Source organism: Paenibacillus sp. ClWae2A (assembly GCF_032452295.1).
Taxonomy (GTDB): Bacteria; Bacillota; Bacilli; order Paenibacillales; family Paenibacillaceae; genus Paenibacillus.
Genome location: NZ_JAULSQ010000002.1, coordinates 884,675 through 902,391 on the forward strand (window position 1 = coordinate 884,675; position 17,717 = coordinate 902,391).

At 45.6% G+C, this 17,717-nt stretch carries 16 protein-coding genes; 4 read left to right on the forward strand and 12 right to left on the reverse strand.

What is annotated here, in order from left to right:
• Window positions 1-184 precede the first annotated feature (184 nt).
• Entirely contained in the window at window positions 185-1,030 is an 846-nt protein-coding gene (locus tag QVE09_RS10125) for a DUF2161 domain-containing phosphodiesterase (protein ID WP_315936715.1), read from the forward strand.
• 111 nt (window positions 1,031-1,141) lie between these two features.
• On the opposite strand, the gene QVE09_RS10130 is transcribed toward QVE09_RS10125, so the two are convergent.
• The 3 genes from QVE09_RS10130 to QVE09_RS10140 form a co-directional block, all read right to left on the reverse strand.
• Window positions 1,142-1,768: an FMN-dependent NADH-azoreductase gene (locus QVE09_RS10130; RefSeq protein WP_036610012.1), complete on the reverse strand. Its 627-nt coding sequence runs from the start codon at window positions 1,766-1,768 to the stop codon at window positions 1,142-1,144.
• A gap of 191 nt (window positions 1,769-1,959) precedes the next feature.
• Window positions 1,960-3,183, reverse strand: coding sequence for an aminotransferase-like domain-containing protein (locus tag QVE09_RS10135; protein WP_315936716.1), 1,224 nt, complete (start codon window positions 3,181-3,183; stop codon window positions 1,960-1,962).
• A 136-nt stretch (window positions 3,184-3,319) separates the two neighbouring features.
• Window positions 3,320-3,976 (reverse strand): response regulator, encoded by a 657-nt coding sequence (locus tag QVE09_RS10140; protein ID WP_315936717.1) that lies wholly within the window; start codon window positions 3,974-3,976, stop codon window positions 3,320-3,322.
• Window positions 3,977-4,415: 439 nt separating this feature from the next.
• Between QVE09_RS10140 and QVE09_RS10145 the strand changes: the two genes are divergently transcribed.
• Window positions 4,416-4,826, forward strand: a complete 411-nt coding sequence (locus QVE09_RS10145; RefSeq protein WP_215076906.1) for a uroporphyrinogen-III C-methyltransferase — start codon at window positions 4,416-4,418, stop codon at window positions 4,824-4,826.
• Window positions 4,823-5,887, forward strand: coding sequence for a phosphodiester glycosidase family protein (locus QVE09_RS10150; RefSeq protein WP_315936718.1), 1,065 nt, complete (start codon window positions 4,823-4,825; stop codon window positions 5,885-5,887). Before QVE09_RS10145 ends, QVE09_RS10150 begins: the two co-directional genes overlap by 4 nt.
• Window positions 5,888-6,224: 337 nt before the next feature.
• Here QVE09_RS10150 and QVE09_RS10155 read toward each other — a convergent pair whose 3' ends face one another.
• The 6 genes from QVE09_RS10155 to QVE09_RS10180 all read right to left on the reverse strand — a co-directional run bounded on the left by QVE09_RS10155 (window position 6,225) and on the right by QVE09_RS10180 (window position 13,889).
• Window positions 6,225-7,241, reverse strand: coding sequence for a LacI family DNA-binding transcriptional regulator (locus QVE09_RS10155; protein ID WP_315936719.1), 1,017 nt, complete (start codon window positions 7,239-7,241; stop codon window positions 6,225-6,227).
• A 77-nt stretch (window positions 7,242-7,318) separates the two neighbouring features.
• Window positions 7,319-9,484 carry a beta-glucosidase BglX gene (gene bglX, locus QVE09_RS10160; RefSeq protein WP_315936720.1) on the reverse strand — a complete coding sequence of 722 codons (2,166 nt, stop codon included), beginning with the start codon at window positions 9,482-9,484 and terminating at the stop codon, window positions 7,319-7,321.
• Window positions 9,485-9,582: 98 nt separating this feature from the next.
• Window positions 9,583-11,178: a type 2 periplasmic-binding domain-containing protein gene (locus QVE09_RS10165; protein WP_091032705.1), complete on the reverse strand. Its 1,596-nt coding sequence runs from the start codon at window positions 11,176-11,178 to the stop codon at window positions 9,583-9,585.
• Between the two features lie 54 nt (window positions 11,179-11,232).
• Entirely contained in the window at window positions 11,233-12,135 is a 903-nt protein-coding gene (locus tag QVE09_RS10170; protein ID WP_315936721.1) for a carbohydrate ABC transporter permease, read from the reverse strand.
• Between the two features lie 18 nt (window positions 12,136-12,153).
• Window positions 12,154-13,113 (reverse strand): ABC transporter permease, encoded by a 960-nt coding sequence (locus QVE09_RS10175; RefSeq protein ID WP_215076918.1) that lies wholly within the window; start codon window positions 13,111-13,113, stop codon window positions 12,154-12,156.
• An 11-nt stretch (window positions 13,114-13,124) separates the two neighbouring features.
• Window positions 13,125-13,889 carry an alpha/beta hydrolase gene (locus QVE09_RS10180; RefSeq protein ID WP_315936722.1) on the reverse strand — a complete coding sequence of 255 codons (765 nt, stop codon included), beginning with the start codon at window positions 13,887-13,889 and terminating at the stop codon, window positions 13,125-13,127.
• Window positions 13,890-14,361: 472 nt separating this feature from the next.
• Between QVE09_RS10180 and QVE09_RS10185 the strand changes: the two genes are divergently transcribed.
• Complete coding sequence (locus tag QVE09_RS10185) at window positions 14,362-15,279, forward strand: serine hydrolase domain-containing protein (protein WP_315936723.1); 918 nt, start codon at window positions 14,362-14,364, stop codon at window positions 15,277-15,279.
• A gap of 100 nt (window positions 15,280-15,379) precedes the next feature.
• Here QVE09_RS10185 and QVE09_RS10190 read toward each other — a convergent pair whose 3' ends face one another.
• From QVE09_RS10190 to serC, 3 genes are all read right to left on the reverse strand, one after another.
• On the reverse strand, window positions 15,380-15,634 hold the full coding sequence (locus QVE09_RS10190) for an AbrB/MazE/SpoVT family DNA-binding domain-containing protein (RefSeq protein WP_036610032.1): 255 nt from the start codon (window positions 15,632-15,634) through the stop codon (window positions 15,380-15,382).
• Between the two features lie 167 nt (window positions 15,635-15,801).
• The gene (gene trmL, locus QVE09_RS10195; protein WP_017689589.1) at window positions 15,802-16,269 is read right to left on the reverse strand and encodes a tRNA (uridine(34)/cytosine(34)/5-carboxymethylaminomethyluridine(34)-2'-O)-methyltransferase TrmL; all 468 of its coding nucleotides are present in this window, start codon (window positions 16,267-16,269) and stop codon (window positions 15,802-15,804) included.
• Window positions 16,270-16,407: 138 nt separating this feature from the next.
• Window positions 16,408-17,496, reverse strand: a complete 1,089-nt coding sequence (serC, locus tag QVE09_RS10200; protein ID WP_315936724.1) for a 3-phosphoserine/phosphohydroxythreonine transaminase — start codon at window positions 17,494-17,496, stop codon at window positions 16,408-16,410.
• Between the last annotated feature and the right edge of the window lie 221 nt (window positions 17,497-17,717).

Below are 17,717 nucleotides of genomic sequence, written 5' to 3' on the forward strand. Positions count from 1 at the left end.
ATTCGGATAAGTTGACCTCTTTTTTTCAATCCACAGTTTCGAATTTTGGCTTTTCCCTGTTCTATCAGACATCTTGTGCCTTCAGAAAAAAAAGAACGAATATGATATAATGAGGGTTCTAAATTCAGGAAACCGGACAATGCATGGCCAGATCCCAGGCCATTTTAGGAAAGGAGCACGAACGATGGCAGTGCAATACGAAACCGAATTATATTTGCCTGTGAAGGCTTTCTTCGAGCAGCGTGGCTTCGACGTGAAGGCGGAAGTCAGACATTGTGACCTCGTCGGGGTCAGATCGGACCAAGAGGAACCACTGATTGTGGAGATGAAAAAAACATTTAACCTCTCCCTGTTGTTGCAGGGCATGCAGCGCTTGAAGCTTAGCCCATTCGTGTATTTGGCCGTTGAGCGCAATCGCAGCAAACGCGGAGCCGTGAACCAACGCTGGAGCGAACTGACTGCATTATGCAGACAGCTCGGTCTGGGGCTGCTAACGGTCACATTTTACAAAACCAAAGTTCCCCTGATTGATGTATTGTGCGAGCCCTCCGTACAACTCCCCCTCACTGGCCGCAATCAGGTGGCTCGCAAAAGCGGTGTTCGACGGAAACGCTTGCTCAAAGAATTCGACGAACGCAGCGGAGACTACAATACGGGAGGCAGCACACGCACACAGCTGGTCACGGCATATCGTGAGAAGGCTTTACGGGTCGCATCTGCTCTGCGAACGAACGGAGAAGCCTCTCCCGCCACCCTCGCCAGACAGACTGGTGTAGGTTCTGCCGCGGCGATTCTGCAAAAGAATTATTATGGCTGGTTTGAACGCCTCTCCCGCGGGAAATACATTCTGACAATTAAGGGAGTACAGGCGTTAACCGAGCATGCACACATGCTTGAGGATAATGATATGATCGAACGAAGCATAAATGAACTTGATGTCACGTATTCTGTATCTGGTGAAAATAAGGACGACCTTGCGCATATCGCTGAAACAGCGGAGCAGTACTTGAAAAATACAGGCCATATCTGATACAGAATCACTTGAAGAAAGTGATATGTAAAATGAGAATGCAAAAAAAACACCTGTAATCTCCACTGGAGACTACAGGTGTTTTGATGTGTTCTATATAGAAGATTGCTATTAGAATTTTACTGCTACTTCGGAAGCCAATTTCAGACCTGCAGTAACGATTTCTTCAGCACGATCTGCAGAAGCGTTATGTCCTTCAACGATAACCACTTCAGGGTTTTGAATGCCCCACAAGCCGAGAACTGTTTTCAGGAAGTTCAGGGACATTTCAGCAGCTGCCATTGGGCCTTCGGAATAAACGCCACCACGTGCGTTAAGCAAAGCTACTTTTTTGTCGCCAGCAAGTCCTACAGGACCTTCAGCAGTGTATTTGAATGTTTTACCAGCTTGGCTCAGGTAAGCAATGTAGTTTACCAATGGAGCTGGAACAGTGAAGTTCCACAGTGGGAATGCAAATACCACTTTGTCAGCTGCCAAGAATTGATCTTGCAATTGAGCTGCAAGTGAAGCTGCTTTTTGCTCGTCAGCTGTCAGTTCAAAACCGTTAGCTGCTTTGTAAGTACCTGTGATTGCAGTGTTACCATAGAATGGGAATTCTGTATTGTAGAGATCCAACTCAGTAACTGTGTCACCTGGGTGGGACTCTTTGTATGCGCTCAAGAATGCATCGTACAATTTAACGCTGACTGCTTGATCTGCAGGACGGTCATTTGCTTTAACAAATAAAATATTAGACATGTTGAATTTTCCCCCGTTAGATAAAATATATGAGTGCTTTTTCTGAACCGGCCACTATTGTAGCTTATATAAAGAAACCAACAACTCATTAATTCATATTATATATAAAAATGTTAGTGGATGCAATAACGTAATCACTTTGGTCATGAACCAATTTTAATTTTTACTACAAAATCTATTTTTGATCTGACTTAGCTACGAGCCGTAAATTCGGAAATAGCTTCACTGATCAGGTTCATGCCAAGCAGCAATTCATCCCGGCCCGGATGGCTAAAGTTCAACCGAATGTAACGTTGATCCTGTACACCTGTGGAGCATAACGATCCAGGAAGAAAAGATACCCCTTTTGGCAAAGCCGCCTTAAGCAGAGCGCCACTATCCAATCCTTCGGGCAACTGTACCCACAGATACATTCCGCCCTCAGGGATATTGTACTGGCACCCTTTCCAGCCCGGTCTTTTCAACAGTTCAAGCATCAGTTTGAGTCTTGTCTTATACTCCCGATTCAACATGGATAGATGATCACTCCAACGAAAAGGGGAATGGGCAAGCAACTGATACAATAACCGCTGATTCATCGGACTGGATTGACCATCTGCAATCCGTTTAACTGAGGCCATAGCCTGAATCAGCGCCGGATGTCCAGCGGCCCATCCGGTTCGAAGAGCGGGCGCTACCGTTTTGCTGAATGAACCAATGTAAAGAACATGTCCACCCTGATCTGCAGTATCCAGTGCAAAGAGTGAAGGATATCGACGATAGAATTCCGTTGGCTCAAGGCCATCGAAATGGAGCTCTCCGTAAGAATCATCTTCCACAAGCAGTACACCATAGCGCGAACACAGCTCAAGGACAGCCTCCCGCCTTTCCATACTCCACAAAGCACCGGTCGGATTCGAGAAACTGGGTGCAGCAAAAAGCAGCTTCGGTCTAACCTGCTGCATGTGTTGCTCCAAAAGGTCTGGCAATATGCCGTCCCGATCACCCATTACGGGCACAATCTTGGCTCCTTGCATCTCCAGAACCTCAAGACAGCCTGGAGATGTGGGATGTTCAACCAGTACAGAATCTCCTGGCTCAAGCAATAGACGCATCACCAGATCGATGGCCTGCTGGGTACCAGTGGTCAACAGAATCTGCTCGGGTACCGTTCGTATGCCTTTGCGTGCATTCCAGTCCTTGTTCAACCACTCTCTTAGGGGTGTGTAGCCTGCTGGCTCTCCATATTGCAAAGCGGAGGGGCCTGAACTAAAGACAGACACGGCTGCTTCTTCCAACAATTTGAAAGGAAACAACTCCTCCGCAGGCAATTCTTCTGCCAGAGAAATGAAATAATCCCTGCCAGACATCTCACGTATATCCCTCAGCGGTGATGACAAAAGCCTGTTGGTACGGGAAGCAAAGAAATATTTCATCGATCCGTTCCCCTTTCATCCCTATTCCGAAACTGTACTCGCAGTCCGCAGCCCTACAACCTATTCGTGCTCGCCATCGAATATGACCGGATACATACCGACCCGTTGTGATTATAAGAAGAACAAACCTGTTTCGTCAGGATCCCATCTTCACTTGTCTTGCATGCAAGGCATAACGTTCAATGGCCTGTGCTCTACTGCTTACTTCCAGCTTCACGTATATTTTACGCAGGTAATTATCAATGGAACGTCTGCTAACGTTGATCTCATTCGCTATTTTATCATAGGTTACACCCTGAACAATTCTTTCCATGATAAAAGTTTCGGTTTCTGTTAATTCAATGACACGTGCTTCTGTCGGAGACTCCACAGGTTGTGCCCACTCCGCACTGTTTAACCATGACAATGGAATGGACACATGGCCCTCACGTAACCCAGAGATCAGATGAATCAGCTGGCTAGGGGAAGCCTGTTTGGATAACATGCCGCTTGCACCAAGACTCATCAGATGACGAAACAGCTTCACATTGTCTTCATCCGTCAAAATGATGATGTGACTGTGAGCTGACAGATTCTTCATCTGGGCAATATATTGATCTGCCTGGCCCTCCGGAAGACGATAATCCATGAGAATCAGATCAGGCTGGTGAATATTCACCAGATCGAGCCCTTCTGTTCCGGTCGAAGTCATGCCACGTACCGTCAGATCTTGCTGCTCTTCCAAAATCAATTTTGTACCGAGCATGCTGGTGGGGTGGATATCTATGATGACCACCTGCCATACTTTTTTCATTGTTGTTCCCCCTGTTATGTATTGGACAAATAACTTCTAACTTCTGTCATGATGGTTCCATCGTCTATGCGACAGTCCGAGTATAGAAGAAGCATAGGTCGGATTATGTCGAAAAACAGAAAAACACAGGATACAGCCGATAAAAAAGCTCTATTTTCACTGTATTTTGTTATAAAAACACCATGACGTCCATCTTCCCATCCCCGGAAAGGTCAAAATATAGTATAAATTTCCTGCATTTCTATCTAAAAAAGTCGAAAAACCTGCCCAAAGTTCCTACTTATTGCATCTATAAGAAATTGTATCCTAGGACTTCCTTCCGATGCAATCTCTTTTTACTCTATTAAGTAAAGAATTTCATTTTTGCGTAATCAATAGGGGCATGATAGAATGAGGACTGGAAATTTTTTTATACCTATTAATGACCAGGAGTGATGATATGAAACCATCTGCCCCGCCCTCTGACATCCATCACACCCGGAGCGCCAAAGGCAAGGCCGGATCTTCAATCAAGCTGTTTCTGGTAATGTGGATTGTTCTCATTGCACTAGGAGTCGTTGGAACCTACTATTATAGTAACCATCTCCAGCAACAGATGATTAACCAGCTTCAGGCCCATAATCAGCAGCAGATTGCAGCGCTAAAAACCGACTACGAAAATCAGCTAACAACGATATCGAAGGAAGTAGAAGACCTGCAGGGACAAGTTCAATCCTTCAATGAATTGCTGACTTTCACCAAGGATAATGCAAGTGACAAAACGGATAACAGCAACAAACTGTATACCCAGCTGAGCGAAGTCAAAAAACAACTGGAGACACTCCAGAAAAAGATGGACCTGCTCAAATGATTACACCCGTCAAACAGGTTAATCGTTTTTTTATGCTTGCACTCGCTCCTTTTGTTGGATTGATATTATGCCTGCTGCTGCTTCGTCCTCCGCTTGAACCCGGTGGTTTGATTCCCACCGAACTGTCAGAGGACACGATTACACCCCGGACCCAAGCAATTAGCCAAGAACTTGCCGGGGCAAAAGACGCTGCTGTCCAGACTTCTTCTTCTATTAAAAGAACGACACAGCTCTATAATAAAACAACAAGTACGATGTCTACACTTGTGCAGAAGGCTTCCGCCCAGGCGGATCGTCCGGAAACGATCTACAACAAACGGATCACATCCAAGCTTGGCGTTCCATTTGAACGGGTAGACAGTGACCGACTAACGATTGAAATGTACAGAGTGAATCCTGGCAGCTATAAGGGCTATGCCATGAAGATCAAGCTAAAAGACCCTACGGCCATGCAGATGGCTCTAGACAGTGAACCTGGGCGTTCTGAGACGACCATGCAGGCTGTGAAGCGTAACGGCGCAATTGCCGGGATCAACGCAGGTGGATTTGCTGACAGTGGTGGCAAACGTTATCCACTTAGCACAACCGTCATGGACGGGAAATACGTGAACGGTTTTCAGGCCAGTTTCAAAGATCTGTTTTTTGTAGGACTTAACGATGCCGGCAAACTGGTCGGAGGCAAGTTCTTCGACAAAAACTCACTGGATCGCCTGCAACCGCAATTTGGGGCTACGTTTGTTCCTGTACTGCTGCAGAATGGGCGTAAAACAACAATTCCCGACAAGTGGAAAGTATCACCCAAACGAGCACCACGTACAGTCATTGGCAATTATAAGGATGATCAGTTATTGATCATTGTGGTTGATGGATATAATGAGGGCGGAAGTTCCGGTGCTACCCTTGAAGAGTTGCAAGGACGGTTGTACAAGCTTGGGGTCATCGACGCCTATAATCTGGATGGCGGTGGATCTTCCTCGCTTATTCTGAATAATCGGGTTGTGAATAACCCTTCAGACGGCAGCCTCAGACCGGTGCCCACACACTTTTTATTTTACAAATAATAGGGTGAAGCATTCCTTTTCTACCTATAATGGTTATAATAGAAGAAAATGAGCTTGTGCAGGAGGTGCGAAGGGTATGTCATTTTCACTGACATTCTGGATTATTGCAATTGTATTGACTCTCTTCATTACAGGCATTCTCACTTCATCCTACAACAATGACAAGACAAAAGGTTTGTAAAGGCCAAGCCTCTCTCCGGAGAGGCTTTTTCTATTGCTTCATCCTCGAAATAGCAAGAGACAAGGCTTAAAAGAATGATTCGATTCTTCTAAGCCTTGTCTCTTGCTGTACCGTTTGATATACGTATCCATCCTGTCACAAGACGCACATTCGGGATCAATAGCTAACCGCCTGGTCATTCCGCATAGCTATAACCGAATCAGACAGCATAGGCCCACTCACCGATCCACCCTCAACTAATGTCACATAAATTCGTTCATGATCGACGGGTTCTCCAGCAATAATTTTGATCAATTGTTCAGCAGCGAGTGATCCCCACTTGCGTTTGGAATAATCAATGCTTGCCAATCTCGGCTGGACGTACTTGCTCAATTCTATATTGTCGAATCCGATGACATCAATCTCCTGACCAACGCCAAGTGCACTGTCTGCAAGACGATCACACAAGCCAATAGCCATCTCATCATTGAGGCAGAATACCGCTGCGGGTCCATCATACACCTGCACAATCTGATCTGCGGCTCGTTCTCCACCACTCTTCTCAAAATCTCCCGTGATCTCAATCCATTCCACATCGGCTTCACGTTCCGCAACCTGTCTCACAGCCTTTAACCGCTGCACAGAGTCAAAAGAACCTTCCGGTCCTGTCACCACGTAGATTTTCTTATGTCCCTGTTCAATAAGATGTTCCATCGCAAGTGTCGCCCCGGCTTTATTATCCAGCAGAACCTGATTAATATTGGGATGATCCATCTCACGGTCCAATACAACGATTTTGTGCCCACGATCGGCATACTGCATTAGTTCCTCACTTGCAAACGTATGATCCAGAATGATCGCACCATCAATCATCCTCTCTGGAAGCATGCGATGGGATTGTTTACCACTGCACACGATCAGGTCATAGCCTTGAGCATTACATACGGCTTTCATGCCACTCAGCAAGTCTCCATACACATCTCCGCTAAAATCGGTCAAGAATACACCTAGAATTTTGGATTCCCTCTTCTTCAGTGTTCTTGCTGCGGCATTTGGAACATAGTTCAGTTCTTTGGCAATGGCCAAAATTTTGGAACTCGTCTCATCGGTCACTTTGTTGCTGCCATTCAGCGCATATGACACAGTAGAGATAGAAACTCCCGCCTGTTTGGCGATATCCTTGATACTGACCACATTCTTCGCTCCCCTGTTATGTTCATCAGGCCTTCCATAACAAAAGGCCTGACACATTACTCTTTCCATTCACCGGATTAAACAAGTCTGAATGATTTCTTCTGAGTATCCCGACTGTTTGCACCCACAAGAATATGGAACTCGCCTCGATCACTGCGATGGCTTAAGTCGGAATGGTGATAACGAAGCTGTTCTTCATTTAACGTAAATGTTGCTGTACCACTCTCGCCTGGCGCCAGTGCAAGCTTCACATATCCTTTCAGCTCACGCATGGGACGAACGACTTCACCCGTTACATCACGAACGTACAACTGAACGGTCTCCACACCTGCGCGCTCACCTGTGTTCGTTATACGGACTTGGATGCTCAGGGACTCTTCGGCAGTCATCTCGTTACTCGACACTTCAAGATCACCATAAGAGAAAGAAGTGTAGGAGAGACCATAACCGAACGGAAGCAAAGGTTCATTCGGGCTGTCAATGTATTTGGAGACATAACGTTCTTCCGTCTTCTCCTGGTTCAGTGGACGGCCTGTATTGAAATGGTTGTAATAGACCGGAATCTGACCTACGGACTGCGGGAAAGACATCGTCAGACGTGCAGATGGATTCACTACACCTGTCAGAACATCTGCGATCGCTGCTCCACCTTCACTACCTGGGAACCAGGCTTCAAGAACAGCATCCGATTCATCGATTACACCATGCAGATCCAATGGACGGCCGTTGAAAATAACGCTGGCAATGGGTTTTCCCGCTGCTTTGAGCTGTTTAACCAATTCCAATTGGGCTGCTGGAAGACGAATATCGGTGCGCGAGCCACCTTCTCCACTCATCTCGGAGTCTTCACCCAGAGCAAGGACAATCAGATCTGCTTTGCTTGCCACTTCCAGGGCTTCGGCAATCTGCTCAGCTGTAATCGTATGAACATTACTGCCTTGAGCGAATTGAACTTTCCCACCCGTCAAGCGTTCTTGCAGAGCTGTTCCCAACTTGACTGCATCTTCCTTAACTCCTTCACAGGACCACCAACCCAGAATGTCAGGACTCTGTGCAAAAGGACCAATAAGGGCTACATTCGCGCCAGGTTGAAGTGGAAGCACGTTGTCATCATTCTTCAACAAGACAGCCGATTTGGTTGCCAGTTCATACGATACCTGACGGTGCTCTTTGGAGAAAACAATCTCGCGTTCACGTTCCGGATCGGCTGCACGAAGTGGGTTATCGAACAATCCCAGCTTCTCTTTCAGTTGCAGAATTCGCAGAACAGCTTCATCAATGAGCTTCTCTTCCACTTCACCACTCTCAATCAGTTCAGGCAAATGATGTACATAACAAGGTGTCATCATCTCCATATCTACTCCTGCGCGAATGGCACGATATGCCGCTTCACGATCATCTTCCGCAGCGCCATGCGCAATCATCTCGCGAATGGAAGCCCAATCCGAGATCAATACACCATCAAAGCCCCACTCGTCACGCAAAATGCCGCGCATTAACTTCTCATTGCCACTTGCTGGAATACCATCAACCGTATTGAACGAAGTCATGACCATTTCCACACCCGCATCCAATGCTGCTTTGTACGCTGGCAAGTAATACTCACGCAGGTTACGCTCGGACATGTCCACCGTATTATAATCCCGACCACCCTCAGCCGCTCCATACGCCGCAAAGTGTTTAACACAGGCTGCAAGACGATCTTGCTCATCCTTCAAGCTATCGCCCTGGTATCCACGTACAAACGCAGCCGCGAACAAGCTGTTCAGATAAGGATCTTCTCCTGTCGTTTCCATCACACGGCCCCAGCGCGGGTCACGAACCAGATCCACCATAGGTGCAAAGGTAACATGCAAACCGGATACAGCTGATTCACGTGCTGCAATTTCAGCACTTTTCTCAGCCAGTTCTGTGTCCCATGAACAACCGATCGCCAGTGGAATCGGGAAAATGGTTTTGAATCCATGAACTACGTCAGCCATGAACAAAAGCGGAATGCCCAGACGACTTTTGTTCATATAAGCTTGCTGTACATCAATGATGGCCTGCGCGCCGGACAACCCCAGAATGGACCCACTGGCATCCACGGACTGCTCCGTAATACCCATCTCTTCCATCGGCCCTGTGATCTGACCTTCGACATTTGTTCCTTCATAAAAGTTGGCAGTCAACTGAAGAAGCTGAGCTGTTTTTTCTTCCAACGTCATCTGTTTTACCAGGTCTAGCAATTGCTCGTTATTCATCTGATCGTATCCTCCACTACAAGTTGTTGAAATAAAGAACCCGGCTGCGTTCGGGGAGAGACCGCGCACCGGGTTCAAAATTAATTACTGAATGATTACTAGAATTTATCGTTTAGCTCATCCAGATAAGGTTGAACCAGGGACATTTTACTGTTTACCCATTCTTTCCAGTTCGCCTCTAGATCTCCGTTTTTGAGGATCAAGTTGGCATATTCGTTCTGGTAGTCGAATGAAGCCTGACTCTTAGCTTTGGAATCGTACAGGTTGACATCCCAATCGTATGTTGCAAGCGATTTGCCTTCTGTACCGAGTTTTGCTTTTTCTTCGAACAATTTCACGGCTCTATCACGGTAATCTTTTTTGATTGCAGGGTTTACAACACTGAAGTCGTCACCGAGCAGGTACAGACCTTCGAAACGTGCTGGATATTTATCTTCCAATACCGTTCCTTCTGGCAACAAGCTAACGAGTTCGTTGTTTTCATCATATTTCCAGTCTTTTCCTTCAAAGCCCATGTTGATGAGCAACTGTCCTTCTTTTGTTGCAGAGTAATCAATCAGATCCATGATCCGTTCGAATTTCTCGTCACTGATGTCCGGATTGAAGATCAATGCAGACCAGAAGTTGGCTTGTTCCATGTTACGGTATTTCCCGTCATCGCCTACTACGATTGCTGTGTGTACCAGTTCATCACTATCTACACCCAGATTTTTTCTCATATCGGAATCCAGACCTTGTCTGTACGAAGCCAGTCCGCCCAGACTCGTTACAGCAGCTGTACCCGTTACTTTGAAGTTGTTTTGACCTTCATTGTTTTTCCATGTGTAGAACTCAGGATTGAGCAGTCCATCTTTATAGGCTTTTTGCATCAATTTAAGTCCTGTCAGCGTTTCAGGATCTGCTGGTCCCCAGTGGAATTGACCATCTTCACCTTTGTAGAACGGAGAGTCAGTCATGGCATGCACACTGTTAGGCATAATCATGTTTGTCATCGCATCTGCCGCATTGTAGGACAGAGGTACAAGTTTGTTACCCACTTTGCCTGGATCTTTTTCTTTCACTAGCGCAGCATATTCGTTCAATTCGGTTGTTGTATAAGCATCTTTCAGTTCAAAACCAACCGCTTCAGCCCAGTCTTTCCGAAGCGCAATGACACCAATTTGGTTCGTCAGTGGGTCAGCTGGTTTGTTCTCGAAATAGATTGGTCTAGGCAGGACATATGTTCCACCTGTCAATTCTTCCAACTTGTCTCCAAGACCCGTCAAATTGTAAGCTGCTGCCACGTTAGGCCAGCGTTCTTTCCAGTCATCCGGGAATTTGTAGAACAAACCTTGTTCAATGCTGTTAATGGCATCGCCATGTACGTAGTTCCATACCGCTACATCCGGCAAGTCGCCAGAGTTGATCCACAGACGAAGCTTCTCGCCCCATGAATCCCAATCGATGTAGTTGTAGTCCCATGTTACATTGAATTTGTCTGTCCAGAACTTGTGGAAATCATTATCCAGGTTCCCGTTTTTGATTTCTGTCAGGTTAGCTACAGAGATGGTCAGGTTATCTTTGTAATTTCCCTCTGCATCTTTTTCGTTACCACCTGAAGCTCCTTGGCTGGAACAAGCGGTCACCATCAGCATAACTACACTAAGCGTGATGGCAAAGAGAGCTCTTACTGACAACTTTTTGTTCGTTTTCATGTTTTACCCCCATGTTTTTTAGTAGAATTTTATTGCAAAATCCTATACGTATAATCAGGTCTTGATTGCCCCTGTTAATACCCCTTTGGCAAAGTGTTTTTGCAGCATTGGGAAGAAACACATAATTGGTACCATGGTGACAAATACAGCCGCCATCTTCATGCCCATGGAGAAGTTGCTTGCCTGGGCAGCATCCACACTGGATGCATTGGATGCATTCGTCTGAGATGTCACGATAATGTTTCTGAGTACATTCTGGAGCGGTAACTGATCCGCTTTTCGAAGGAATATCATCGCATCATACCAACTGTTCCAGTAAGCCACACCGTAGAACAACGTGATTGTAGCCATAATTGGTGTAGCCAGCGGAAGAACAACAGAGAACAAAATTCTCCACTCTCCGGCTCCATCCAGTCTCGCCGATTCCATCAGTGATTCAGGCAAGGTGTAGAAGTAGTTCATCATCAGAATCATGTTAAAAGCACTGAAGCTTCCCGCCAGGATAACGGACCACAGCGTACCTGTAAGATGAAGTGATTTCATGATCAGGTACAACGGTACGATACCACCATTAAAGATCATGGTGAACAGTACCAGGAAAAAGAGAAATTTCTTAAATGGAAATTTGTTGCGACTAAGGCCATATGCCATGCTTGTTGTCAGGAACAAGCTGAGTGGCAAGCCGATGACTAGCAATATAATTGTATTTTTGTACCCCGACAGAATCGTTCCGTCAGCGAACAACGCCTTGTAGGAATCCAGTGTCCATTCTTTAGGGAACATCAAAAATGGATTGTCAGCATATTCTTTTTGTGTTGCAAACGAGATCATGATGACATTCCAGAACGGAATCAGGATCATCAGGGCAAGCACTAGTAATACGGCAAAAATAATGTAATCGAGAAGTGTCATTTTTTCTGTACCAATTCTCGGTTTTTTGTTAGCTTTCTTGCTCATCTCATTTTTCCTCCTCTCTTATCGGAACAAACCGTCTCCGCCAAGCCACTTGGCAAATCTGTCAGCAAGAAGCAGCAAGGCCATATTCACCAGGGAACGGAACAAGCTGACCGCTGTCGAGAATGAGAAATCGGTAGATGACTGGAACGTAATCCGATAGATATATACATCGAGTACTTCCGATACATTTTTGGTAGCGGCATTTGCCAAGTTGAAGATCTGGTCAAACCCGGAAGACATCAATCCACCAACCGACAGAATAAACATGATTGTGATGGTTGGAAGGATGTTCGGTAAAGTAATTTTGAACATCTGTTGCATACGGGAAGCCCCGTCAATCTGTGCTGATTCATATTGGTCCTGGTCAATACCGGAAATGGCAGCCAGGAATATAATCGCGCCCCATCCACTTGATTTCCAAATATCAGTCAACAGCAACATGGGTACAAAGTTAGATTCGGACCCCAGGAAGTTAATCGTTGGCAATCCGAGTAATCCGAGCGCACTGTTTACCAGTCCGTCATACGCCAGTACATTGATGACTACCCCGGATACGATGATCCAGGACAAGAAGTGCGGGAACGTAAGAACGGTTTGGAACCATTTTTTCCCTCTGCGCATCCGCAATTCATTCAGCAACAACGCCAGAATAATCGGGAACGGGAACTGAATAATCAGTTTCAGAATATTGATGTACAGCGTACGCCATACCGCGTCGATAAAGGTTGGATCACGGAAAACATATTTAAAGTTCTCGAATCCGCTCCATGGACTTCCCCAGATTCCCAGGTTGGCCTTGTAATCTTTGAATGCCAGAGACAGGCCACCCATCGGCATGTAGGCAAACAGAATTAGCCAGACAAGCCCCGGAATAAGCAGGGTGTATGTCATTCGGTGCTTCCAGATTTCAGTCCAGAGCGAATTGCCCTTCACGTTTCCCTTCAGCTTTTTGCTAGGTCCTTCGGCTGCAGGTTTCACATTGCATCTCCTCACTCTACTATGGTCTTGTCGTTGTACAGAAAATCAAACATCGTTCTCAGGTGGTGCTCCCAAAATCTCCATTCATGAGCCCCCGGTGTCTCCACATACCGAAAATCAAAGGCAGTCCCCTGCATGTATTTCGCATAGTCGCGATTCATCTCTACGAAGGGGTCACTATCGCCACAGCAACTGAGGATATCCGGTAAAGGAACACCCTGTTCCAGCAACTTGGCCGACAGTGCGTAAATATCCTGATCGGCTTTTACCTGTAAACGTTCTCCAAAAACCGCTTTCATTTCCTTGATCATGGTCGCATGCATATGGGGATCATGTAACCGTGTCTGAATATCCGTTACGCCGGATAAAGACACTACTTTGCGATACTTCTCTGGATAAGTTAGTCCACATTTCAGTGCACCATATCCACCCATGGATAAACCAGCAACATACGTTTTCTCCGGATCAGGATTCAGATTGAGTAGACACTTGCATACTTCAGGTAACTCCTGAGTGATGTAGTGGAAGTAATTCAGGCCGTATTCCATATCGGTGTAATAGCTTCGATTCGCTTCCGGCATAATGATGGTACAGCCATATTGCGCTGCATACATCTCAATTGTGGTTAACCGCTGCCAGGTACTCGCATTATCGCCTGCCCCGTGCAACAGATATAGTGTACCGCCTGAAGTCTCTCCGGAGTCACTGGACACAACATGTATGCTCGTATTCATGCATAAGGTTGGCGATCCCGTTTCGATCGTTATATGTGCCATAATGTAACCCCTCTCATCATCGCCTGCTGTCTTTACTCATTCGTTTCTCTGGCGTTGGATTGCAGGCTGTTGTAGATTCCCTTGTATTACGATGGGTTATCGAAACGATTTTCTCGAATCGTTTCAAAACATGGCCAACGTTGATTCACATGGACTTCATTACAACACTTTTGATGTGGAAGCGATTTCTTCGAATCGTTTCGAATAAATCATAAGCCCGATGAGCAAATCCTGTCAATAACCTTTTTACAAATTTCGCGTTTTTTTCTCGAAAAAATGCTTTTTTAAGTCTAAATTTGCGCCGAAAGACACTATTATTACGAAAAAATGAAAATTTAGTCAGTGCTATTACAACTTTAATTGACACCAAACCAGGTTTATACTAACATGGGTTCTGATTTTGAATTCGAATTACGGAAACGTTTCACCAACCGATTTTACTCAGGTTTCACCTGATATTAGGGAGGTTAATATGTCTGAGCAACTCAAAGGTTTCATTCATACGATTACGGAGCAACAATTGAACGTTTTCTCCATTCGCATATTACAAAAAGGGCATCTGCTTGCCCATTGGGACAGGGATAAGGATCAGCGCAGAGTACAACATTCCATCAGCAAATCCTTCACGTGTATGGCCGTCGGTCTTGCCCTTGAGGAAGGTCTGTTACATCTGGATGCCACACTTGGTGATTATTTCTCTTATGATCATGTACCCACTGCACAGCGCAATCTCCCCTCGCCGCAGGAATTGAAACTGCGTGATCTTCTCCGGATGTCTTCGGCCCATGACTCTCCCCCTCTTTGGGCTGATGAAAGAGCTTCATTGACCGAAAAGGACTGGGCGAAATATTACATGTCGCTGCCTCTAGACCGGATACCCGGGAAACAATTTACATATAGCAGTGGGGATACGTTTATGATCTCAGCCATGCTACAGGCTGCTACCGGCCAAACCGTGAAAGATTACCTGACTCCACGGTTATTTGATCCACTTGGCATTTATGATGTAAAGTGGGAGACCTCTCCACTGGGGGTAACACTTGGCTGTGCTGGTCTTTGGATAAGCAATGAGGAACTGAGTCGATTTGGACAGTTACTGCTGCAGGAGGGCCTTTGGGAAGGCACACAGCTTGTACCTGGGGATTGGATCAGACAGGCTACGTCCCAGCAGATCGAAACGACTGGAGACGGAGATTGGGGAAAAGGTTACGGGTATCAGTTCTGGATGTGTTCTCATGGCGCTTACCGCGCCGATGGAGCCTATGGTCAATTGTGTATCGTAATTCCCTCAAAGGAAGCTGTCATATGTATTAACAGTCAGGAAGAAAATATGCAAGGCATCCTGAATGCCGTATGGACCGAGGTTTTACCCCTTTACATTCAGGGTTAGTCCACGTATTTTATCTTTTTTTCAATTTGCAATTATGCCATCCGAATGAGAATAAAACAAAAAAAACGCCACGGGGTCATAAACCCCATGGCGTTACTTCTTACCCGTGTTGTGGAAGCTGAGTCATTTCATCTAAACATTGTGCGCATATGTAACGCTCTTTGAACTCGTTGACTTCCTCGATGGATCCGCAGAAAATACATTTTGGACGATATCTCTCCAAGATAATATGGTCCCCTTGTACTAAGATTTCTACAGGATCTCCCTCATTCATTTGATACCTTTTACGCAAAGATTTAGGCAATACGATCCTACCTAATTGGTCAACTTTGCGAACTACTCCAGCTGGCTTCATAGCTACGGCACACCTCTCCTATCTTACTCTAAATTTCTAGGTACATTTGTACTATGTTTATAGATTCGCCAAGATTTTGTCGAATCCTGCTGTAAATAAACATTTTTTGTCCTTTTTTTTGAAAAATGTTTTTTTACCGAATTCTAGCCGTCATTTATAACCTAAATTTATCCTTCTAACCCCGGAAAATTGAGCTGGCGCAACGCTTCATATACAATAATCGCTGCCGAATTGGACAGATTTAATGATCTAACGTCACCAGTCATTGGCATTTTCATACATGTATCGGGATTCGCAGCAATTAATTCAGGTGGCAGGCCTTTAGTCTCTTTACCAAAAACGAGGAAATCTCCATCCTGAAAATTAAAATCACTGTAGCGGTTCTTCGCCTTCGTAGTTGCGTAGAAGAAACGACCTTCCGGATATTTTTCCTGAACCTCAGCGAATGAGTCGTGGTATTCAATATGAACGGCATGCCAGTAGTCCAGCCCTGCACGTTTCAATGTAGCATCATCTGTTCGAAATCCAAGTGGACGCACGAGATGCAGATGGGTCCCGGTTGCCGCACAAGTACGCGAAATATTGCCTGTGTTCGCCGGAATTTCTGGTTCAACCAGAACGATGTGTAAAGCCATATGTGTTCAATCTCCTTTTCATTTCATATTGACGACAACCCTCTAATCTTAAAGAAAAGCCCTCCACACGTCAATGTGGAAGGCTCTGGCAAGGCACAGAATTAGACACGAAGATCATGACACCGTACCTATACTAATTTATCCATTTGTCTTCTGGAAGTGGCTCATGAAGTCTGTCAGTGCCTTAACACTCTCATAAGGAGCAGCATTATAAATGGAGGCACGGAGACCACCCACACTGCGATGTCCTTTCAGACCTACAAATCCTTCTTCCTCCGATGCCTTAATGAACTTTTTCTCCAGTTCTTCAGAAGCAAGACGGAAGGTTACATTCATCAGGGAACGATCTTCTGGTTCCACACAACCACGGTAGAAATCGCCGGAAGCATCAATTGTGTTATAGAGCAATTCCGCTTTTTTCGTATTTTTTTGCTCAATACCAGCCAGTCCGCCCTGTTCTTCAATCCATTTCAATACTTCATTCACCATATATACCGAGAAGGATGGCGGCGTATTGTACAGGGAGTTATTTTCTACATGTGTGCTGTAACGAAGCATGGTTGGAATCGTTTTAGGTGATTCGCTCACCAGTTCCTCACGAGCAATCACAACCGTAATTCCGGATGGACCCAGGTTCTTCTGTGCACCCGCATAGATCATGCCAAACTGATTAAGATCGAATGGTTTACAGAAAATATCACTCGACATGTCCGCAATCAGAGGTACTGAACCCGTATCCGGGAACGACTTGAATTGCGTACCTTCGATCGTTTCGTTGGAAGTCAGATGCACATAAGCCGTACGTTCCGGCAAACTCAGATTCGAAACATCCGGCAATTTCATAAACTTCTCTGCTTCCGAAGATGCAGCAACATGCGTCTCGCCGATCAACTTCGCCTCAGACAGAGCCTTCTTGGCCCAGCTGCCAGTCATCACGTAACTTGCAGTCTGCCCTGCCCCGAGCAAATTCATTGGCAACATCGCGAACTGAGTGCTTGCACCGCCCTGCAGAAAGAGAACCTTGTATCCTTTTGGGTTGCCTAGAAGCGACAACAAGCGCTCCTGAGCTTCATTATGTACAGACTCGTACACCGCTCCACGGTGAGACATCTCCATAATCGACATGCCTGTATTACGAAAATCTACAAATTCCGCCTGTGCACGCTCCAGTACCTCAAGTGGTAACGCCGCAGGCCCTGCATTAAAGTTATACGCTCTTTTTGTCACAAAATCCCCCGCCCTTTCCATCCGTAACTCTGACATACTAACAGCATTTTGCACAATTCGATTAGAATCGCTCACGGGTATAAGATATAGACAAATTGAATCATTTTGATCTATATCTTACTTATTGAAAGTCGCTCTATGGATTTGTGCAAAATGCACTCTAAGTGAATATTATCGCTATGATATCAGTATTCTCTATCTGCTTCAAGGGCAATATGCAC